Origin of the sequence: Stenotrophomonas cyclobalanopsidis (assembly GCF_008710035.1) — a bacterium.
Classification (GTDB): domain Bacteria; phylum Pseudomonadota; class Gammaproteobacteria; order Xanthomonadales; family Xanthomonadaceae; genus Stenotrophomonas; species Stenotrophomonas cyclobalanopsidis.
This window is the reverse complement of sequence record NZ_VYKI01000002.1, coordinates 122,705-142,666: the sequence shown is the minus strand read 5'-3', so window position 1 is coordinate 142,666 and position 19,962 is coordinate 122,705. Positions and strand designations below refer to the sequence as shown.

Here is a 19,962-nt window from a genome sequence, read left to right as displayed (position 1 = left end):
CGAAGACAGAGCGGGAGGCGTTGCCGATGAGTGACGGGTTCGTGGCGCTGTACATCTTCATGCTGGCCGCAATCGCGGGCCACGTGATCATTTCGCGGGTGCCGGTCATCCTGCATACCCCGCTGATGTCGGGTTCCAACTTCATCCACGGCATCGTGCTGATTGGCGCGATGGTGGTGCTGGGCCACGCCCAGACACCGCTGGAGAAGGCGGTGGGGTTCCTGGCCGTGGTGCTGGGTGCCGGCAACGCCGCCGGTGGCTACGTGGTCACCGCGCGCATGCTGGAAATGTTCAAGCCGAGCGCGCCCAAGGGTGGCAAGGACGAACCGAAGGAGCCGCAGGCTTGAACATCAGCACCGTCGAACTGCTCGATTGGCTGGTCAAGGCCAGCTACCTGGTGGCCGCCACCCTGTTCCTGCTAGGCCTTCAGCGCATGGCCTCGCCGCTGACCGCGCGCAGCGGCATCCGCTGGGCCGGGCTGGGCATGCTGCTGGCCACGGTGGCCACCTTCTTCCTGCCCGAACTGCACAACGTGCCGCTGATCCTGGTGGCCCTGCTGCTCGGCGCCGGCCTGGCCTGGTGGTCGGCCGGCAAGGTCGCCATCACCGACATGCCGCAGATGGTGGCGCTCTACAACGGCATGGGCGGTGGCTCGGCCGCGGCCATCGGCGGGGTGGAACTGCTGCGCTATGCCTTCCTGGCCAACCGCGATACCAGCCACTGGAGCGCACAGGCACTGGCCGACCTGGCCGCGCGCCAGCCCTCGGCCACCATGCTGCTGCTGGCGGTGATCGGCGCGGCCATCGGCGCGGTGTCGCTGTCCGGTTCGGTCATTGCCTGGGCCAAGCTCGACGGGCGCCTGGACAAGCGCGTGACCTGGCCCGGCCAGCAGGCGCTGAACCTGCTGGTGGCGCTGGCCGTGGTGGTGCTGGCGATCATCGCCGCCAGCACGCTCAGCACCTGGTCCATCGTGGCCTTCTTCGTGCTGGCGCTGGCCCTGGGCGTGCTGATGACCCTGCCCATCGGCGGTGCCGACATGCCGGTGGTGATCTCGCTGTACAACGCGTTCACCGGCCTGGCGGTGTCCTTCGAAGGCTACGTGCTGGGCAACGAGGCACTGATCATCGCCGGCATGATGGTCGGCGCGGCCGGCATCCTGCTGACGCGGCTGATGGCCAAGGCGATGAACCGGCCGATCAGCAACGTGCTGTTCTCCAACTTCGGCGGTGGCGCCGGTGGCGAGGCGCAGGCGATCACCGGCTCGCAGAAGCCGATCGAAGCGGCCGACGTGGCGGCGATGATGGCCTTCGCCGAGCGTGTGGTGATCGTGCCCGGCTACGGCATGGCCGTGGCCCAGGCCCAGCACAAGATCTGGGAGCTTGCGCAGCGTCTGGGCCAGCGCGGGGTGAAGGTGAAGTTCGCGATCCACCCGGTGGCGGGTCGCATGCCCGGGCACATGAACGTGCTGCTGGCCGAAGCGGGCGTGCCCTACGACCTGATCGCCGACATGGACGACATCAACCCCGAATTCGCCAACACCGACGTGGTGCTGGTGATCGGTGCCAACGACGTGGTCAACCCGGTGGCACGCACCGATCCGGCCAGCCCGATCTACGGCATGCCGGTGCTGGACGTGGTCAACGCCCGCAACGTGGTGGTGATCAAGCGCGGCAAGGGCACCGGCTTTGCCGGCATCGAGAATGCGCTGTTCTACGCCGACAACACCCGCATGCTGTACGGCGATGGCGCCGAGGCCGCAGCCTCGCTGGTGAGCGAACTGAAGGCGCTCGACGGCGGGCATTGAGGCTGTACCGGTAGCGCCGGGCCATGCCCGCCGGCTTTCTGCGTCGGCCGCTGCGCTCGCCGGGCAAGGCCCGGCGCTACCGGCACCCGTGCGTTCAGCGCGCCAGCCAGGCGCCGACCACCACAGCCACGGCTAGCCAGATCCATTCAACCGCGCCGTTGGCCAGGCTGGTCAGGGTCCAGGCCAGGTGCGGGCCCATCCGCAGCGCGGCATCCATCGGGTTCAGGCCGATCGAACCGCCCATCCAGGCGCTGGCGATGCACCAGTAGGCCACCGCGCTCACCAGCACCGTGCCCAGTACCACCAGCGCGATGCGCACGCGGCCCGGGCCCAGCGTGCCCAAGCGCAGCATGAACGTGAGTTCCAGGGCGGTCAGCACCGCCATCCAGCCGACCTGGCGGCCGGTCATCAGGGCCAGCAGCACCCAGACCATCGGGGCGACAACCAGACCCAGCAGCAGCATGAAGGGCCAAAGCCAGGTGACGGTCCTGGCACGCGCGGCATTGGAGGACATCGAAGCTTCCTGAAGGACCCCCACAGGATACTGTGGTTTGCCGCAGTGCACCGGCGGGGGCAGGGCGGCTGGGCTAGAATGCCGTCTTGCGTGGCTTCGGCCGCGGCCCCATATCGGTCCCCATGTATTCCCGTAGCAGCGAACCTGTCCACTTCGAACGCGATTGCGAGGCCGTGATGGTCCCGCAGGGCGACACCGTGACCCTGCCAGCCGGCAGCTATGGCTACATCACCCAGGCATTGGGCGGCAGCTATTCGGTGTTCGTCGAAGGCAACCTGTTCCGCATCGCCGGCAAGGACGGCGACGCCATCGGCAAGGAGGCCCCGGCGCCGCTGGAACTGCCCGCCGATGCCACCGATGAACAGGTGGAACAGCTGGTGTGGCAGCAGCTTCGCACCTGCTTCGACCCGGAAATTCCGGTCAACATCGTCGAACTGGGCCTGGTCTATGAAGTCGAGATCAAGCATCTGGACGAAGGCCAGCGCGAGATCGACGTGAAGATGACCCTGACCGCGCCCGGCTGCGGCATGGGTGACATCCTCGTCGACGACGTGCGCAGCAAGCTCGAGATGGTCCCGACCGTGGCCCAGGCCGATGTCGAACTGGTGTTCGACCCGCCGTGGAACCAGCACATGATGTCCGAGGCCGCCCGGCTCGAAACCGGCATGCTTTGACCTACGGCCCGCCGCATGGCGGGTCCGGCACTACCCGCAACCAGAACAGGAATCCTCCGGTGTCCCAGTCCATTCCCAGCTTCGCCGTCACCCGTTCGGACCACCCGCGCAGCGCTGAAGAGCGCGCCCAGATCCTGGAAAAGCCGGGCTTCGGCCTGCACTTCACCGATCACATGGTGGAAGTGCGCTGGGACAAGGACACCGGCTGGCACAACGCCAACGTGCGTGCCTATGGTCCGCTGCAACTGGACCCGGCTGCGGCCGTCCTGCACTACGGCCAGGAAATCTTCGAAGGCATCAAGGCCTACCGCCACGCCGATGGTTCGATCTGGACCTTCCGCCCGGATGCCAACGGCCGCCGCCTGCAGCGTTCGGCACAGCGCCTGGCGCTGCCGGAACTGCCGGTGGAGATCTTCGTCGAATCGCTGAAGCAGCTGATCGCGCTGGACAGCGCCTGGGTGCCGTCGGCCGATGAGTCCAGCCTGTACTTCCGTCCGTTCATGATCGGCGACGAAGCCTTCCTCGGCGTGCGCGGCGCGCACAAGGCCGGCTACTACGTCATCGCCAGCCCGGCCGGCCCGTACTTCGCCAAGGGCGTCGCCCCGGTGTCGATCTGGCTGTCCACCGAATACGCACGTGCCGCCAAGGGCGGCACCGGCGCGGCCAAGTGCGGTGGCAACTACGCCGCCTCGCTGCTGCCGCAGCAGAAGGCGCAGGCACAGGGCTGCTCGCAGGTGCTGTTCCTGGATCCGGTCGAAGGCAAGTATCTGGAAGAGCTGGGCGGCATGAACGTCTTCCTGGTCTACAGGGACGGCACCCTGGTCACCCCGGAACTGTCCGGCAGCATCCTCGAGGGCATCACCCGCGAGAGCATCCTGCAGCTGGCCCGCGATCGCGGCATGAAGGTCGAAGAGCGCAAGGTCACCATCGACGAGTGGAAGAACGGCGTGGCCTCCGGTGACATCGCCGAAGTGTTCGCCTGCGGTACCGCGGCGGTGGTCACCCCGATCGGCCAGCTCAAGGGCGAAGGCTTCTCGGTGGGCGACATCAACGCCCCGGCCGGCGAAGTGACCCTGTCGCTGCGCAAGGAACTGACCGACATCCAGTACGGTCGCCAGCCGGACCGCCACAACTGGCTGGTCAAGCTGGGCTGATCGCCTGCACCAGGTCTGTAGAGCCGAGCCCACGCTCGGCTGCGCTCCCTGTAGAGTCGAGCCATGCTCGACTGCCGTACCCGGAAAGCCCGTCCCCGTGACGGGCTTTCTGCGTAATAGCCGTCCGCCGCCGGGCATGGCCCGGCGCTACCAGGGCGATGGGCTGCGCGCACGCTCCCTGTAGAGTCGCGCCATGCTCGACTGCCGTACCCGGAAAGCCCGTCCCCGTGACGGGCTTTCTACGTAATAGCCGTCTGCCGCCGGGCATGGCCCGGCGCTACCAGGGCGATGGGCTGCGCGCACGCTCCCTGTAGAGTCGAGCCATGCTCGACTGCCGTACCCGGAAAGCCTGTCCCCATGACGGGCTTTCTGCGCAACAGCCGTCTGCCGCCGGGCATGGCCCGGCGCTACCAGGGCGATGGGCTGCGCGCACGCTCCCTGTAGAGTCGAGCCATGCTCGACTGCCGTACCCGGAAAGCCCGTCCCCGTGACGGGCTTTCTGCGTAACAGCCGTCTGCCGCCGGGCATGGCCCGGCGCTACCAGGGCGATGGGCTGCGCGCACGCTCCCTGTAGAGTCGAGCCATGCTCGACTGCCGTACTGCCGCCGGGCATGGCCCGGCGCTACCGCGACGGTTCCCGGCGCCACAACTGCCGATGTCGGCAAAGACATGGGTGGACACTCAAAGTCCCGTTCATGTCTGTTGAGGTGACGTGAAAGTTTCTTCACCTTCACAAACCCTACACCCAAAACGTCTCAGATCAGACATTTCACGTTACTGAAATGACGCTGAAAATCTTGTGGAGTTCGTTTCAGGTCATTAGCGTCAACAGTACGGCGGGTCGCAGGGGAATCCGCTGACTGACCGGACTTCGAGCCACGCGTGCACACCTCCATCGCGCGCTCGGGCCGGTGCTTATGCCGATTCCGGCATTCACACCACTAGAAAGGGAAATTCCGATGTCCCAGGTTTCGCAACCGCGCCTGCGCAAGTCGTGGGTGGTTCTCAGTGCTACCGTCGTCACCTCCCTGCTGCTGGCCGCCCCGGCCTTCGCTGGCGATGTCCAGCTCAGCGGGTTGAAGTCCGCTCCGGAGCATCGGCAGTTCATCGTCAAGTACAAGGACGGCAGCCAGCTGGTGGCCAACACCACCGCACTGGCTTCGTCACTGAAGACCGCCGCTGCCGGCCTGCCCAGCGCCCAGGGGCGCGCCCTCGGCCTGCAGCAGGTCCGCCGCCTGGCCACCGGTCCGAGCGTGGTGCGCTCCGACCGCGCGCTGGACCAGGCCGAATCCGAGCTGCTGATGCGCAAGCTCGCCGCCGACCCGAACGTCGAGTACGTGGAAGTCGATCAGATCATGCGCGCCAACCTGGTGCCCAACGATCCGCGCCTGAGCGAACAGTGGGGCTTCGGCACCTCCAACGCCTCGATCAACGTGCGTCCGGCCTGGGACCAGTCCACCGGCACCGGCGTGGTCGTGGCGGTCATCGATACCGGCATCACCAGCCACCCGGACCTGAACGCCAACATCCTGCCCGGCTACGACTTCATCAGCGATGCCGCGATGGCGCGTGATGGTGGTGGTCGCGACAACAACCCCAACGACGAAGGCGACTGGTACGCCGCCAACGAATGCGGCGCGGGCTATCCGGCGTCCAATTCCAGCTGGCACGGTACCCACGTGGCCGGCACCATCGCCGCGGTGACCAACAACAGCACCGGCGTGGCCGGTACCGCCTTCAACGCCAAGGTCGTGCCGGTGCGCGTGCTCGGCAAGTGCGGTGGCTATACCTCCGACATCGTCGACGCCATCACCTGGGCCTCGGGTGGCACGGTCAGCGGCGTGCCGGCCAACGCCAACCCGGCCGAGGTCATCAACATGTCGCTGGGTGGCAGCGGCACCTGCTCGACCACTTACCAGAACGCCATCAACGGCGCGGTCGGCCGTGGCACCACCGTGGTGGTGGCCGCCGGCAACGAGTCATCCAATGTCTCCACCTCGGTACCGGCCAACTGCGCCAACGTCGTGGCGGTCGCTGCGGTGACCTCAGCCGGTGCCAAGGCCAGCTTCTCCAACTACGGCACCGGCATCGACATCTCCGCGCCGGGCGCGAACATCCTCTCGACCCTCAACACCGGCACCACGGTTCCGGCCAGCGCGACCTACGCGTCCTACAACGGTACCTCGATGGCGGCGCCGCACGTGGCCGGCGTCGTGGCGCTGATGCAGTCGGTGGCGCCCTCGCCGCTGAGCCCGGCGCAGGTGGAAAGCATCATCAAGAGCACTGCGCGCGCATTGCCGGGCGCCTGCTCGGGCGGCTGTGGCGCCGGCATTGTCGATGCCAACGCAGCAGTCACCGCAGCCAAGAACGGCACCGGTGGCGGCACCAACCCCAACCCGGGTGGCACGGTACTGCAGAACAACGTTCCGGTGACCGGCCTGGGCGCGGCCAGCGGTGCCTCGCTCAGCTACACGGTGGAAGTGCCTGCCGGTCGTTCACAGCTGCGCGTGGCGATCAGCGGCGGCAGCGGTGATGCCGACCTGTACGTGCGCCAGGGCAGCGCGCCGACCGACACGACCTACACCTGCCGCCCCTACCTGAGCGGCAACAACGAAACCTGCACCATCAACAGCCCCGCCGCCGGCATCTGGCATGTCCGGGTGAAGGGTTACAGCACCTTCTCGGGCGTCACCCTCAACGCCCAGTACTGAGCCCACGTCCCTCTCCAAGGGCACGCCCCGGCTTCGGCCGGGGTGTTTTTTTGGAACCGGGCCTATGCTCGGTTGTCAGGGAGCTGCCGAGCATGGGCTCGGCACTACGGGTTCGTCAGACCGACTCGAAGCGGTTCGCCGCCACGTTCTTGCGCACGTGCTGCGGGTCGAAGATGCGGCCGTTCATGGCGATGTACACGCCGGTCGGCAGCGACTGCACCGCACCGATCGCACAGCCGATGTTGAACTCCGCATCCGAACCACGGAAGCGGGCCGGGCTCAGCGCACCGGTCATCACGATGGTCTTGTCCGGAATCGTCGCCAGCACCTGGCCGGTCTGCACCATCGAATCGGTGCCGTGGGTGACCAGCACGTGGCGGGTCGCCTGCGCGGCGATGGTCGCGCGGATCAGCTCGCGGTCGTCATCGTTGATGTGCAGCGAGTCCTTGCGCAGGATCGGAATCACGTTGAAGCGGAAGGTCACCCCCAGCTCCCGCAGGATCATGCCGATCTGCGGATCACCGATCTGGTAGTCCGACTTGTCGTCGAAGTAGATCTTGTCGATCGTGCCACCGGTGGTGACGACCAGGAGCTCTTCCATCATGTGCATGCGCGAAACCAGGACAGGTACAGCGGCGCGGGGCCGGGAACACAGATGATAAGGCCCGGCGGCCGCAGCGTCAGCGTCGCTTGCTGAAGCGGGCGCGCAGCCCCGGCAGGCTGGCGGCGAAGATCACCAGCAGGGCCAGGGCGATCTCGATCAGCGCCAGCCAGCGGGTCTCGGGGTGGCTCCAGGCGCTCATCACCCCGTGGCTGAACCAGCCCAAGGCCAGCACCGAGGCCCAGAACCCGGCCTTGCGCCAGCGCAGGCGCAGGGCGATGGCCAGCGCCAGCGGCGGCGCGGTGAACACCAGCTGTGTGGCCAGCCAATGCTTGTCATTGATGAACCAGCCTGCGTACAGCGCCGCCAGGCCCAGCAGGGCCAGCAGCAGGACCGTGCGCGGCGCGGTGTTCATCGGGCCAGCCGCTGTGCGATGTCGGCCACCCGGCGGCCCAGCGCGCGGGCCAGCACGGCCTCGTCGTCGGTCGGTTGCGGGTCGTCGGCGGCACCGGCCACGTGGCTGGCACCATACGGCGTACCGCCACTGGTGGTGTGGCTCAGCGCCGGCTCGGTGAAGGGTATGCCGACGATCAGGCAGCCGTGGTGCAGCAGCGGCACCTGCATCGACAGCAGGGTCGATTCCTGGCCGCCGTGCATCGAGGCGGTGGAGGTGAACACTCCCGCCGGCTTGCCGGCCAGGGTGCCGTTCACCCATTCGGCGCCCAGGCCATCCAGGAAGTGCTTGACCGGCGCGGCCATGTTGCCGAAGCGGGTCGGACTGCCCAGCAGCACGCCCTGGCACTCGGCCAGGTCCTGCACGCTCACGTAGGGCGCGCCGTCATCGGGTACCGGCGGCTGCGCGGTCTGGGTCACCGCGGCCACCGGCGGCACCGTGCGCAGGCGCGCGGTCATGCCCGGCACCTCACCGATGCCCCGCGCGATCTGGCGCGCCAGCCGTGCTACCGAACCGCCCCGGCTGTAGTACAGCACCAGAATCTCGCCCATCGCGTGCAGGTCTCCTCATCGTGTGGATGCCAGTATGGCTATCCTGCATCGATTCCGCATCGGGTACCCTTGCGCCGATGGAACCTCTGGATACGCTCAACCTGTGGATGGAGCGCGCGCGGGATCGCGCACGCGCCGCCAGCTTCGGCCGCTTCCTCTGGCGCCGCTTCCTCGACGACCGCCTGTTCCAGGCAGCGGCGGCGCTGGCCTACACCACCGTGTTCGCGCTGGTGCCGCTGGCGATCGTGGTGTTCGGGGTGCTGTCGGCGTTCCCGGTGTTCGATCGCTGGAGCGACCAGCTCAGTGACTACGTGTTCTCCAACTTCGTGCCCAGCGCCGCGCGCGCGGCCGAAGGCTACCTGCGGCAGTTCTCGGCCAGTGCCGGCCAGCTCACCGCCGCCGGCTTCATCGCCCTGGTCGTATCGCTGCTGATCACCCTCAACAGCGTCGAGGAAACCTTCAACCAGATCTGGCGGGTGGGCAGCACGCGGCCCAAGCTGACCCGCTTCCTGGTCTACTGGACTGTGCTGACCCTCGGCGCGATGCTCGCGGCCGCGTCGCTGGCGGTGTCGGCGCGGGTGCTGGCATTGCCGCTGTTCGGCACCCAGGAAGGGCGCTGGCTGGCCGACCTGTCGTTGCGGCTGGCGCCGGTGCTGATCGAATTTGTCTGCATCATGCTGGTCTACCGGGTAGTGCCACATCACACGGTGAAGTGGCGGCATGCGATTCCCGGCGCGGTGCTGGCGGCGGTATTGCTGGAGCTGATCAAGTGGGGCATCGGTGCCTACCTGGGCAGCTTCCAGTCGTACCAGAAGCTCTATGGCACGGTCGCCTTCGTGCCGATCCTGCTGCTGTGGATCTACCTGTGCTGGGTGGCGGTGCTGCTGGGTGCGTCGCTGGCCTCGTCGATGGCCGCCTTCCGCTACCAGCCGGTGGAACTGCGCCTGCCGCAGGGCTTCGAGTTCTACGGCCTGCTGCGCCTGCTCGGGCGCTTCCAGCAGGCACGCGCGCTCGGCAAAAGCCTTGACGACGACGAGATCCTGCGGCTGGAACCGCTGCTGACCGATGCGCTGCTGCATGATCTGGTCTGCGAACTGCAGGCCCATGGCCTGCTGCGCCGCGACGAGAATGGCGACTGGCTTCTCGCGCGGGATCTGGACCAGGTCAGTCTTTCCGACCTCTACGAGTGGACACAGCTGCGCATCCCGGTAGCCGAGCAGTTCCTGCCCTACCGCGACGACAGCCTCGGCCGGGCCGCACTGGCGGCGCTGGATGAGCTTCGCCTGCCGCTGCGCGAGCGCCTCAAGCGCCGTGTCAGCGACATCTATCCTGATTACGGAGATACCCCATGATCCGCCCCCCCCTGTTGAAGGCCCTGCCGCTGGCTTTGTTGCTGGCCCTGGCCGCCTGCAAGCCTGCGCAGGAACCGACCCCGGCCAGCAGCGCACCGCCGGCCCAGGCGCCGACGCCCGCGGCTCCGGCGGAGGGTGCGGATGAGAATCCGGCCGAGCGCACCACGGCCGAGTTCCCGACCCTGAAGATGAAGGCCATCGACGGCAGCGACTACGACCTGGCCGCGCACCGTGGCAAGTGGGTGGTGGTGAACTTCTGGGCGACCTGGTGTGCACCGTGCCGCAAGGAGATGCCGGAGCTGTCGGCGCTGCATGCGATGCGCAGCAACATCGAAGTGGTGGGCCTGGCCTACGAGGACATCGAGACGCCGGAGATGCAGGCGTTCCTGGGCAAGCACCCGGTGACCTATCCGATCGTGGTGGTCGATCCGTTCGACCCGCCGGCCGACTTCGCGATCCCGCGCGGCCTGCCGCTGACCCACCTGATCGATCCGAACGGCAAGGTCGCGCACACGTTCCTGGGACCGGTCACCGCCACCGACATCGAACAGCAGATCGCCGCTGCGAGGTAGAGTCGACCGTTGGTCGACTGTTCCGCTCTGCCCGGCGTCAACACCGCGTGGGCAACCGCTGCGCTACGCTCGGGGCTCCCTCCAGTGTGGTGCTCCGATGGGCAAGCTCAAGCGCAAGGAATACGACGAACTGCTGCAGCCGCTGCAGCTGGAACTGACCGCAATGGCACGCTGGGTGCAGCACAGCGGGCAGCGTCTGCTGGTGCTGTTCGAAGGTCGTGACACGGCCGGCAAGGGTGGCGCAATCCAGGCCATCAGCCAGCACCTCAACCCGCGTCAATGCCGGGTGGTGGCACTGCCGAAGCCGACCGACCGCCAATCGACGCAGTGGTATTTCCAGCGCTACGCCAGCCACCTGCCGGCGGCGGGCGAGATCGTGTTGATGGACCGCAGCTGGTACAACCGCGCCGGCGTGGAACGGGTGATGGGCTACTGCAGCGAGGCCGAGTACCAGCAGTTCCTGCACCAGGCACCGGTGTTCGAGCAGCTGCTGGTGGATGACGGCATCCTGCTGTTCAAGTACTGGCTGTGCGTGGACCAGGCGCAGCAGGAAAAGCGCTTCGAGGAGCGCCACAGCGATCCGCTGAAGGGCTGGAAGCTGTCGCCGGTGGATCTGAAGTCACGCAGCAAGTACAGCGCCTACACCGAGGCCCGCGAGGCAATGCTGCGGGCCACGCATCGCGACGCGGCGCCGTGGACGCTGGTGGATTTCAACGACCAGCGGCTGGGGCGGTTGTCGCTGGTGCGCAACCTGCTGGACCGGCTGCCGGATACGCGGGTGGATGAGCCGGTGCTGGATCTGCCGAAGTTGAAGGGCAAGCTGCACGTGGAGCACTACGACGTGCTGAAACCGATCGAGGATTTTCCGCTCGAGGATTGAGCGGGCCGGTAGAGTCGACCGTTGGTCGACCATCGCGCGCAGCGTGGGTTTTCGCGGCCCGCCCAGGAGCAGTCGACCAACGGTCGACTCTACCCCGCCACGCCGCCCCAGCCGTGCTCGCGCGCCAAAGCCTGCAGCAGCGCCGACAGATCCGCGGCAAAGCCGGCCATGTCGAACACGCCGCTGCGCTCGCGCGCCTGCGCCAGCTCAGCGCGCAGCGCGGCCAGTGCCGTCGGGTCGTTGCCCAGGGCGCTGGCGATGGCGACGAAGGCGGCATCGTCGGCCACGTTCATGTGCGCCAGGCCGAGGTGGTGGTTGAGGCTGCCGGCCACGCGCGCGGCGAAGGTGTCGCCGGGGCAGGTCAGCACCGGGCAGCCGGCCCACAGCGCATCGGAGGCGGTGGTGTGGGCGTTGTACGGGTGCGTGTCCAGGAACAGGTCGGCCAGCGCATAACGGGCCAGGTACTGCGGGTGCGGCAGCTTGGCCATGAACACCAGCCGTGCCGGATCCACGCCGGCGGCCTGTGCCGCCGCGCGCAGGCGTGCATCGGCCTTGCCTGGGCCGGCCAGCAGCCACAGCACGCTGCCCGGCACCGCCTGCAGCACCGCGAAGGCGCGGGCCATGCTGCGCGGATTGAGCTTGTAGCTGTTGTTGAAGCAGCAGAACACCACGCCCTGCGTAGGCAGGCCGCAGTCGGCGCGGGTCGGTGCAGGTTCCAGCACACGGGTGTTGTCGGACGGCTGGAAGGCGCGCGGCAGGCGCAGCACGCGCTCGCTGTAATGCGGTTCCAGTGCTGGCGGCAGGGCGAAGGCATCGCCGATCACCGCGTCCAGCCACGGTGCACCGGACGTGCCGGGGTAGGCCAGCCAGTTCAGCTGCAGCGGGGCAGGGCGCATGGCCAGCACCTCCGGCGCGCCGCCACCGCCCCAGCCACGCAGGTCGAACAGCACGTCGATGCCCTGCGCGCGGATCCGTGCAGCGGTCTCGGCATGGCGTTGGCCGGCCACGTCGTGCAGGCGCGCCGCGGCCTGCAGGCGCTCGCGGATGCGGCTGCCGTCATCGCGGTTCAGCGCGAACAGGTGCAGCTGCAGTGCCGGGTCGGCCTGCAGCTGCTCCAGCAGGGCCACGGTCAGCAGCCCGGTGGGGTGGGCGCCAAAGCCATTGGAGAGGAAGCCAACGCGCAGCGGGCCGCGTGCACGCACCGGCACCGCCGGCAGCGGGCGGACGGCCGCGGCCACCGCGGCGGCACGCATGCGGGCGCAGGCCAGCTGTTCGGCGGCGCTGGCGTCCTCGCTGAGGAAGGCGAACGGCTCGACCACGCCCTGGCCAGCGGCAACGGCGGCGCGCACCTGTGCGGCCAGCGCGCCCACGTCCTGCCAGTCGCACAGGCGGCGCTGCCAGGCCAGGCGCTGTGCGGCGATATACGGTTCGCCGGGCAGCAGCGTGTGCGCGCGGCGATAGGCCGCGGCGGCACCTTCGGCATCGTCGGCATCTTCCAGCGCGTGGCCCAGCCACAGGGCGATGCCCGGGTGTTCCGGTGCCAGCGCGGAGGCCTGGCCGAGCAGCTGTGCCGCATCGGCGTGGGCGCCGACCATCCACGCCACCCGGCCCAGCCGGGCCAGCGCCTCGGGATGGTTCGGCCGCAGCTGCAGGGCGCGCCGTGCGGCCTGTTCGCCGGCGGCGATATCACCGGCTTCCAGTTCCACATCGGCCAGCATCACCCAGGCGATGAAATCACCGGGCTGGCGTGCCAGCGCCTGCTGCAGTTGTTGTCGTTGCTGCCAGGCCGACATCGGCTCAGCCCGCCGACAGCTGGGCCAGCGCGTCCACCTGGTGCTCGTGGCTCAGGCGCTGCAGCAGGGCGTCGAGGTCGCCGGACAGGACGTTGGGCAGGTCGTACAGGGTCAGCCCTTCCACGCGGTGGTCGGTGATCCGGCCCTGCGGGAAGTTGTAGGTGCGGATGCGCTGGCTGCGGTCCCCGCTGCCCACCTGCAGGCGCCGCGATTCGGCCTGCGCCGCGTCCTGGCGCTGGCGCTCGGCATCCAGCAGCTGCGCCTTCAGCCGCTTCATCGCCTTGTCGCGGTTCGCGTGCTGGCTGCGCTCGGTCTGGCACTCCACCACCACGCCGGTCGGCACGTGGGTGATGCGGATGGCCGATTCGGTCTTGTTGACGTGCTGGCCGCCGGCGCCGGACGAGCGATAGGTATCCACCCTGAGGTCGGCCGGGTTGATGACGATGTCATCGACCTCGTCGGCCTCGGGAATGATCGCCACGGTCGCCGCCGAGGTGTGGATGCGACCCTGCGATTCGGTGGCCGGCACGCGCTGCACGCGGTGCGTGCCCGATTCGAACTTCAGGCGCGAGAACGCGCCGCGACCCACCACGCGTGCCACCACTTCCTTGTAGCCGCCGTGTTCGCCGGGGCTGTCCGATTCGATCTCGACCTTCCAGCCCTGGCGCTCGGCATAGCGGGCGTACATGCGGAACAGGTCGCCGGCGAAGATCGCCGCTTCGTCGCCGCCGGTACCGGCACGCACTTCCAGGAACAGGTTGCCCTCGTCGCGCGGGTCGCGCGGCACCAGCAGGAGGGCCAGTTCCTGCTCCAGCTCCTGCAGGCGGGCCTGGGCGGCAGCGATTTCCTCGTCGGCCAGCTCGCGCAGGTCGGGGTCGGCGTGCATGCCTTCGGCGGCGGCGAGGTCGGCCTTGGCACGGGCTTCGTCGGCCAGGGCGGTGGCGACCGGTTCAAGTTGGGCGAATTCGCGCGAAAGATCGCGGAAACGGTTGTTGTCGGCGACCACGTCGGGTTCGGCGAGCAGGCGTTCCAGTTCTTCGCGGCGCTCGGCCAGCGCTTCCAGCTTACGGCGCAGGGTCGGCGTCATCGGGTCTCACGGGTGGGTGGCGGTAGCCCGGCGTGGCCGGGAACAGGCGCTCGGCGGCGCGGGTCAGGTCGGCATCGCCACTGAGCGCAGCCGCGCGCAGGGCGGCGGTCGGCGGGTGCAGCAGGCGGTTGGTCAGGCCATGGGCCAGCAGTTCCAGCACTTCGTCGGCCGGCTTGCCATTGGCCAGCTGCTGCCGCGCACGTTCCAGCAATTCGGCGCGGGTGGCCTCGCCGAAGGCGCGCAGCTGCCGCAGCGGTGCCTGGTGGGCGCTGGCCTGCAGGGTTTCGACGAAGCGCGAGACCTGCAGGTCGATGATCGCCTCGGCCTCGGCGGCCGCCTCGCGACGGCCGCGGCGGTTGTCTTCCACCGCGCGCTCAAGGTCGTCCACGGTGTACAGGAAGGCATCGTTGAGCGTGCCGACCTCGGCCTCGATGTCGCGCGGCACGGCCAGGTCGAACAGCAGCATCGGCTTGTGCCGGCGTGCGCGCAGGGCCTTGGCCACCATCTCGCGGTGGATGACCGGCTCGCGCGCGGCGGTGGCCGAGAACACCACGTCGGCCTCGGCCAGGTGGCGTTCCAGTTCGGTCAGCGGCAGCGCCACGCCGCCATGGCGGGTGGCCAGCTCCTGCGCATGGGCCAGGGTGCGGTTGGCGATCAGCAGGCGGCGCACCTTGCCTTCGCTCAGGTGCCGTGCAGCCAGCTCGATGGTCTCGCCGGCGCCGACCAGCAGTACCGTGGAATCATCCAGGCGGGCGAACGCGTTCTGTGCCAGGCGCACCGCGGCCGAGGCGACCGAGACCGGATTGGCGCCCACCTGGGTATCGGTGCGCGCACGCTTGGCCACCGAGAAGGTCTGCTGGAACAGCCGGTCCAGGCGCTGCCCGAGCAGGCCGTGATCGCGCGCGGTGGACCAGGCATCCTTCACCTGGCCCAGGATCTGCGGCTCGCCCAGCACCATCGAATCCAGGCCGGTGGCGACCCGGAACAGGTGGCGCACCGCATCGGCGTCGGCATGCTGGTACAGGTAGCCCTGCAGGTCGCCGGCCTGGCTGTGCAGCCAGTGGTCCAGCGCCTGCGGCGACTCGGCCACCGCGTACAGCTCGGTGCGGTTGCAGGTGGAAAGCAGGACCGCCTCGGCGATCTGCGGTGTATCGCGCAGCGAACCGAGCGCGCGCGGCAGCGCGTCACCGGCGAAGGCCGCGCGTTCGCGCAGCTCTACCGGTGCGGTCTGGTGATTCAGTCCGAGCACCCACAGGGTCATTGTTCAGTTGCTTGCGATAAGCTGCTGGCCATTGGACGACATTTTAAGGCCCCGATGCCGACGATGCCCGCATTGATTCGCATCCCCAGTGTTCTGCTGCTGTCCCTGGCCTTCAGCCAGGTGCTGGCGGCGGCGCCGGCCAAGGCCCCTGCACGGGGCCCGGCCAGCGAAGAACTGGCCCTGGAACCGGTGATGGCCGGTGAATTCGCCCTGCAGGCCGGCAAGCTGGCCGACGCCGCGCACGGGTACCTGCAGGCGGCCGAGCAGACCGCCGGCGATGCCGGGCTGGCCGAACGGGCCACCCGCATCTCCATGCTGGCCAACGATGACGCCAGCGCCGCCAAGGGCCTGGCCCTGTGGGAGAAGCGCGCCCCCAGCTCGCTGTCCATGCGCAGTGCCGCCGGTGCGCTGGCGATGCGCCAGGGCAACGTGAAGGCCGCGCGCACCGAGCTGCAGGCCCTGCTGGCCGACCCCGACGATCGCGGCTGGAAGTTCGCGCTGGCCGCCCTGATCGGCGGTGGCCGCGACCCGGCCGTGCCGGCGCAGGTGCTGGGCGAGCTGGTCGATGCCAATGCCATTCCGCCGAAGATCGAGGCCTGGCAGGAATTCGGCCGGCTGGCCCTGCGCATGGAAAAGCCCGAGCTGGCCCGGCGCATGATCGACGAAGTGGTCAAGCGCTTCCCGGACGAGCCGCGGGTGGCCCTGCTGCGTGCCAGCCAGCTGCAGCAGGCCGGGCAGATCGCGCAGGCGCTGGCGCTGCTGCAGGGGGTCGAGCCGAAGACCCGGCAGGACCCGGAGCTGCGCAACGCCGTGGCCATCGCCTATGACAGCCTGGGCCAGCCGGCCGCCGCCGAGCGGGTGCTGGCCGTCGGCCCGCAGAACGTGCAGACCTGGGGCATGCGCGCTTCGCTGCTGGCCAAGCAGGGCGACACCGTCGCGCTGTCGGGCCTCTACAACGAGCTCTCGCGGCAGGCTGCCAAGCCGGACCCGGCGCAGCGCCTGCTGCTGGGCAAGATCGCCGAATACCTCAAGCGCTACCCCGAGGCGGTGAACTGGTACCACAGCGTGCCGGGCGGCGACGAACTGAACGAGGCGCGCCTGCGCGCGGCCAATGCGCAGGGCCTGGCCGGCCGGCAGGCGCTGGCGCTGGACGAGGTGCATGCCATCCAGTCCGATGCCATGGTCGATGATGACGTGCGCCGCGATGCCTACCTGCTGGAAGCCGAGCTGCGCCAGCGCGCCGACGACCTGCCGGGCGAACTGGATGCGCTGGCCCGTGGCCTGGCCGCCTATCCGGACGAGAACGGCCTGCTGTACGCCCGCGCCCTGGCCTGGGAGCGGCGCGATGACATCGCCCGCGCCGAAGCCGACCTGCGCAAGGTGCTGGTGACCGACCCGGAAAACGTGCCGGCGCTGAACGCGCTGGGCTACACCCTGGCCGACCGCACCAAGCGCTACCAGGAAGCCCTGGAACTGATCGACCGCGCGCGCGTGGCCGAGCCGGACAACCCGGCCATCGTCGACAGCTACGGCTGGGTGCTGTATCGCCTGGGCCGCAACGACGAAGCCCTGGTGCAGCTGCGCCGGGCCTGGACGCTGTCCCGCGACCCGGAGATCGCCGCCCACGTGGGCGAGGTGCTGTGGGTGCTCGGCAAGCACGACGAGGCCCGCCACTTCTTCGAGGAGGCGGCCAAGCTCGACCCTGAAAACCGCGCGCTGCTGCGCGCCCGCGAGAAATTCAATCCATGAGTGTTTCCATGATCCGGCCGATGCTGCTGGTGGCCGTGACCCTGGGGGTAAGCGCCTGTACCAGCGTGGGCACGCAGAAGACGCCTGCTCCGGACGTGGTCTATACCGTGTCGCCGGCCGCCGAGCGCGCCGAGGAGGCCCGCGTGCAGGCCCTGCGCGCGCAGCCCGCTTACAGCTTCCAGGGCCGGGTCGCGGTCAGCAAAGGAAAAAACGGGGGCAGCGGACGCATCGACTGGGTCCAGCAGGGTAGCGAATACCGCATCCAGCTGAGTGCGCCGGTCACCCGCCAGAGCTGGACCCTGCAGGGGGATTCGGTGCAGGGCGGGGCACGCCTGGAAGGGCTCGGCGACGGCCCGCGTGCCGGCGATGACGCCCGCCAGCTGCTGCTCGATGCCACCGGCTGGGATATCCCGGTCAATGAAATGTCCGACTGGACCCGTGGCCTGGTGCTGCGCGGTTCCGGCGAGAGCAGCGTGGAGCGCGATGCCGAGGGCCGCCCGCGGCGCATGCAGCAGGCTGGCTGGCTGATCCAGTACCTGGACTGGTATCCGGCCCAGGAAGGAAGCCCGGCCCTGCCGCGGCGCATCGAGGCCAGCCGTGAGGACTCCAAGGTGCGCCTGCTGGTCGACCAGTGGGGCATCGACGCGCCATGACCGCGCAGATTGACGCCGATGGCTGGTCCTGGTGGCCGGCCCCGGCCAAGCTGAACCTGTTCCTGCACATCACCGGCCGCCGCGCCGATGGCTACCATGAGCTGCAGACCGTGTTCCGCCTGCTGGACTGGGGCGACCGCATCGGCCTGCGCCTGCGCGACGATGGCCAGGTGCGACGGCAGGGCGAGGGCCTGGCCGGTGTTGCCGAGGCCGATGATCTGGCGGTGCGTGCGGCCAGGTTGCTGCAATCGGCCGCCAACATCGTCCAAGGCGCTGATATTGTCGTTGAAAAGCGTGTTCCGGCGGGTGGTGGCTTCGGTGGCGGCTCGTCCGATGCGGCCACCGTGCTGGTGGTCCTGAACCGGCTCTGGCAGGCCGGCCTGGACGAGGATGCGCTGGCTGCACTTGGCCTGCGCTTGGGCGCAGATGTGCCGGTCTTCGTGCGCGGCCACAACGCCTGGGCCGAGGGCGTGGGCGAGCGCCTGCAGCCGGTGGCCCTGCCGCCGGCCTGGTACGTGATCGTCGAACCGGGCGTTCATGTTCCGACCCCGGCCCTGTTCGCTGACCCGGATTTGACGCGCGACTGCCCACAGGCGAAAATAGGCGACTTCGCTTCCGGCGCTCTGGTCGGAAACGTGTTCGAGCCGGTGCTGCGCCGTCGCGAGCCTGCCGTCGAGGCGGTGCTTGCCGCGTTGAGCAGCATAGGCCAGGCACGTTTGACCGGGTCCGGAAGTGGTTGTTTCGTCGAGTTCGATTCGCAGGCTGCCGCAGAGCAGGGGCGAGCGGAGTTGCCGAAGGAGTTGCGGGCAAGGGTGGCCGCGGGCGTTGCACGTTCGCCACTGCTGGATGCACTCGAGCAACACTGATTCATCAATGCAGGGGCGTCGCCAAGAGGCCCAAGGCACCAGGTTTTGATCCTGGCATTCGGAGGTTCGAATCCTCCCGCCCCTGCCAATGCGGCTGCGTCCGCGCCATCCAGCGCATCACTGCGCGGGACGTGGAAACAGCCGCGGTGTTGTAAGCAGCAGGGGCCGCAGCGGTCCTTGCCGCTACCGGATCCCCGCCACTCGTCCCCGCCCGAGACAATCATGATGCAAGAGTCCCCGAACCTGCTGGTATTTTCCGGCAACGCCAACAAACGGCTGGCGCAGAACATCTGCAAGGAACTGGGAGTCCGCCCGGGCAAGGCACTGGTCTCGCACTTCTCCGATGGTGAAGTGCAGGTCGAGATCGAAGAAAACGTCCGCAAGCAGGACGTCTTCGTGATCCAGCCGACCTCGGCGCCGAGCGCGGAGAACCTGATGGAACTGCTGGTACTGATCGACGCGCTCAAGCGCGCATCGGTGGCCAGCGTGACCGCCGTGGTGCCGTACTTCGGCTACTCGCGCCAGGATCGCCGCATGCGTTCCTCGCGCGTGCCGATCACCGCCAAGCTGGCGGCCAAGATGTTCAGCACCGCTGGCGCTGATCGCGTGCTGACCGTCGACCTGCACGCCGACCAGATCCAGGGCTTCTTCGATATCCCGGTGGACAACGTGTATGCGTCCCCGCTGCTGCTGGCCGATATCTGGCGCGCCTACGGCACCGAGAACCTGATCGTCGTCTCGCCGGACGTGGGCGGCGTGGTCCGCGCCCGTGCGGTGGCCAAGCGCCTGGATGACGCCGACCTGGCGATCATCGACAAGCGCCGCCCGCGCGCCAACGTCTCCACCGTGATGAACATCATCGGTGACGTCGAAGGCAAGACCTGCGTCATGGTCGATGACATCGTCGATACCGCCGGCACCCTGTGCGCCGCTGCCGCTGCCCTCAAGGCGCGCGGTGCGCTCAAGGTCGCCGCCTACTGCACCCACGCGGTGCTGTCGGGCCCGGCGGTGGACAACATCACCAATTCCCAGCTCGACGAACTGGTGGTGACCGATACCATCCCGCTGAAGGATGCAGCGCGGGTGTGCAGCAAGATCCGCCAGCTCAGCGTGGCGGAAATGCTGGCCGAAACGATGCGCCGCATCGCCTTCGGCGAGTCGGTCAGCTCGCTGTACGTCGATTGATTTTCGTCCCCGCCGGCAACGGTGGGGACACCCCCCGGGTGCTTCTGGTCGCGGAAGCATCTTCAATCGCCGAGCCGCAAGGCAAGGCAACAACCTGAGTA

At 68.6% G+C, this 19,962-nt stretch carries 19 protein-coding genes and 1 tRNA gene; 13 read left to right on the top strand and 7 right to left on the bottom strand.

The window, feature by feature from the left end; all coding sequences use genetic code 11:
• The first annotated feature begins 26 nt into the window (after positions 1-26).
• Both FJU31_RS02535 and FJU31_RS02530 read left to right on the top strand, forming a co-directional pair.
• Entirely contained in the window at positions 27-347 is a 321-nt protein-coding gene (locus FJU31_RS02535; RefSeq protein WP_150453338.1) for an NAD(P) transhydrogenase subunit alpha part 2, read from the top strand.
• Positions 344-1,804 carry an NAD(P)(+) transhydrogenase (Re/Si-specific) subunit beta gene (locus tag FJU31_RS02530; RefSeq protein ID WP_150453337.1) on the top strand — a complete coding sequence of 487 codons (1,461 nt, stop codon included), beginning with the start codon at positions 344-346 and terminating at the stop codon, positions 1,802-1,804. The genes FJU31_RS02535 and FJU31_RS02530 overlap by 4 nt, the downstream gene beginning before the upstream one ends.
• 94 nt (positions 1,805-1,898) lie before the next feature.
• On the opposite strand, the gene FJU31_RS02525 is transcribed toward FJU31_RS02530, so the two are convergent.
• The gene (locus FJU31_RS02525; RefSeq protein ID WP_150453336.1) at positions 1,899-2,318 is read right to left on the bottom strand and encodes a hypothetical protein; all 420 of its coding nucleotides are present in this window, start codon (positions 2,316-2,318) and stop codon (positions 1,899-1,901) included.
• 122 nt (positions 2,319-2,440) lie between these two features.
• Here FJU31_RS02525 and sufT point away from each other — a divergent pair, with 122 nt between their 5' ends.
• The 3 genes from sufT (at position 2,441) to FJU31_RS02510 (ending at position 6,857) form a co-directional block, all read left to right on the top strand.
• Positions 2,441-2,992, top strand: a complete 552-nt coding sequence (gene sufT / locus FJU31_RS02520; protein ID WP_108767828.1) for a putative Fe-S cluster assembly protein SufT — start codon at positions 2,441-2,443, stop codon at positions 2,990-2,992.
• Between the two features lie 59 nt (positions 2,993-3,051).
• Entirely contained in the window at positions 3,052-4,146 is a 1,095-nt protein-coding gene (locus tag FJU31_RS02515; protein WP_150453335.1) for a branched-chain amino acid aminotransferase, read from the top strand.
• Positions 4,147-5,105: 959 nt separating this feature from the next.
• Complete coding sequence (locus FJU31_RS02510) at positions 5,106-6,857, top strand: S8 family peptidase (RefSeq protein WP_150453334.1); 1,752 nt, start codon at positions 5,106-5,108, stop codon at positions 6,855-6,857.
• Positions 6,858-6,972: 115 nt separating this feature from the next.
• Here FJU31_RS02510 and FJU31_RS02505 read toward each other — a convergent pair whose 3' ends face one another.
• From FJU31_RS02505 to wrbA, 3 genes are all read right to left on the bottom strand, one after another.
• Positions 6,973-7,458 (bottom strand): asparaginase domain-containing protein, encoded by a 486-nt coding sequence (locus tag FJU31_RS02505; RefSeq protein ID WP_079220726.1) that lies wholly within the window; start codon positions 7,456-7,458, stop codon positions 6,973-6,975.
• A 79-nt stretch (positions 7,459-7,537) separates the two neighbouring features.
• Positions 7,538-7,873 carry a DUF2069 domain-containing protein gene (locus FJU31_RS02500; RefSeq protein WP_150453333.1) on the bottom strand — a complete coding sequence of 112 codons (336 nt, stop codon included), beginning with the start codon at positions 7,871-7,873 and terminating at the stop codon, positions 7,538-7,540.
• A complete protein-coding gene (gene wrbA, locus FJU31_RS02495) occupies positions 7,870-8,463 on the bottom strand; it encodes an NAD(P)H:quinone oxidoreductase (RefSeq protein WP_108764144.1) in 594 nt (197 codons plus the stop codon). Before wrbA ends, FJU31_RS02500 begins: the two co-directional genes overlap by 4 nt.
• A gap of 77 nt (positions 8,464-8,540) precedes the next feature.
• Between wrbA and FJU31_RS02490 the strand changes: the two genes are divergently transcribed.
• The 3 genes from FJU31_RS02490 (at position 8,541) to ppk2 (ending at position 11,267) form a co-directional block, all read left to right on the top strand.
• The gene (locus tag FJU31_RS02490; protein ID WP_150453332.1) at positions 8,541-9,815 is read left to right on the top strand and encodes a YihY family inner membrane protein; all 1,275 of its coding nucleotides are present in this window, start codon (positions 8,541-8,543) and stop codon (positions 9,813-9,815) included.
• Positions 9,812-10,387 carry a TlpA family protein disulfide reductase gene (locus tag FJU31_RS02485; protein WP_150453331.1) on the top strand — a complete coding sequence of 192 codons (576 nt, stop codon included), beginning with the start codon at positions 9,812-9,814 and terminating at the stop codon, positions 10,385-10,387. Before FJU31_RS02490 ends, FJU31_RS02485 begins: the two co-directional genes overlap by 4 nt.
• Before the next feature lie 97 nt (positions 10,388-10,484).
• The gene (ppk2, locus tag FJU31_RS02480; RefSeq protein WP_150453330.1) at positions 10,485-11,267 is read left to right on the top strand and encodes a polyphosphate kinase 2; all 783 of its coding nucleotides are present in this window, start codon (positions 10,485-10,487) and stop codon (positions 11,265-11,267) included.
• A gap of 89 nt (positions 11,268-11,356) precedes the next feature.
• Here ppk2 and FJU31_RS02475 read toward each other — a convergent pair whose 3' ends face one another.
• The 3 genes from FJU31_RS02475 to hemA are packed head-to-tail and all read right to left on the bottom strand — an operon-like array spanning position 11,357 to position 15,408.
• Positions 11,357-13,060 (bottom strand): O-linked N-acetylglucosamine transferase, SPINDLY family protein, encoded by a 1,704-nt coding sequence (locus FJU31_RS02475; protein ID WP_150453329.1) that lies wholly within the window; start codon positions 13,058-13,060, stop codon positions 11,357-11,359.
• A 4-nt stretch (positions 13,061-13,064) separates the two neighbouring features.
• Complete coding sequence (gene prfA / locus FJU31_RS02470) at positions 13,065-14,147, bottom strand: peptide chain release factor 1 (RefSeq protein ID WP_150453328.1); 1,083 nt, start codon at positions 14,145-14,147, stop codon at positions 13,065-13,067.
• Entirely contained in the window at positions 14,125-15,408 is a 1,284-nt protein-coding gene (gene hemA / locus FJU31_RS02465; RefSeq protein ID WP_150453327.1) for a glutamyl-tRNA reductase, read from the bottom strand. The genes prfA and hemA overlap by 23 nt, the downstream gene beginning before the upstream one ends.
• Positions 15,409-15,471: 63 nt before the next feature.
• Here hemA and FJU31_RS02460 point away from each other — a divergent pair, with 63 nt between their 5' ends.
• The 5 genes from FJU31_RS02460 (at position 15,472) to FJU31_RS02440 (ending at position 19,861) form a co-directional block, all read left to right on the top strand.
• Entirely contained in the window at positions 15,472-17,157 is a 1,686-nt protein-coding gene (locus FJU31_RS02460; RefSeq protein WP_188115434.1) for a tetratricopeptide repeat protein, read from the top strand.
• On the top strand, positions 17,154-17,810 hold the full coding sequence (lolB, locus tag FJU31_RS02455) for a lipoprotein insertase outer membrane protein LolB (RefSeq protein ID WP_150453325.1): 657 nt from the start codon (positions 17,154-17,156) through the stop codon (positions 17,808-17,810). Before FJU31_RS02460 ends, lolB begins: the two co-directional genes overlap by 4 nt.
• Complete coding sequence (gene ispE, locus FJU31_RS02450) at positions 17,807-18,676, top strand: 4-(cytidine 5'-diphospho)-2-C-methyl-D-erythritol kinase (protein ID WP_150453324.1); 870 nt, start codon at positions 17,807-17,809, stop codon at positions 18,674-18,676. Before lolB ends, ispE begins: the two co-directional genes overlap by 4 nt.
• Positions 18,677-18,687: 11 nt before the next feature.
• Positions 18,688-18,764: transfer RNA gene (locus tag FJU31_RS02445), tRNA-Gln, on the top strand.
• Between the two features lie 137 nt (positions 18,765-18,901).
• Entirely contained in the window at positions 18,902-19,861 is a 960-nt protein-coding gene (locus tag FJU31_RS02440) for a ribose-phosphate diphosphokinase (RefSeq protein WP_025879147.1), read from the top strand.
• The last annotated feature ends 101 nt before the right edge of the window (positions 19,862-19,962 follow it).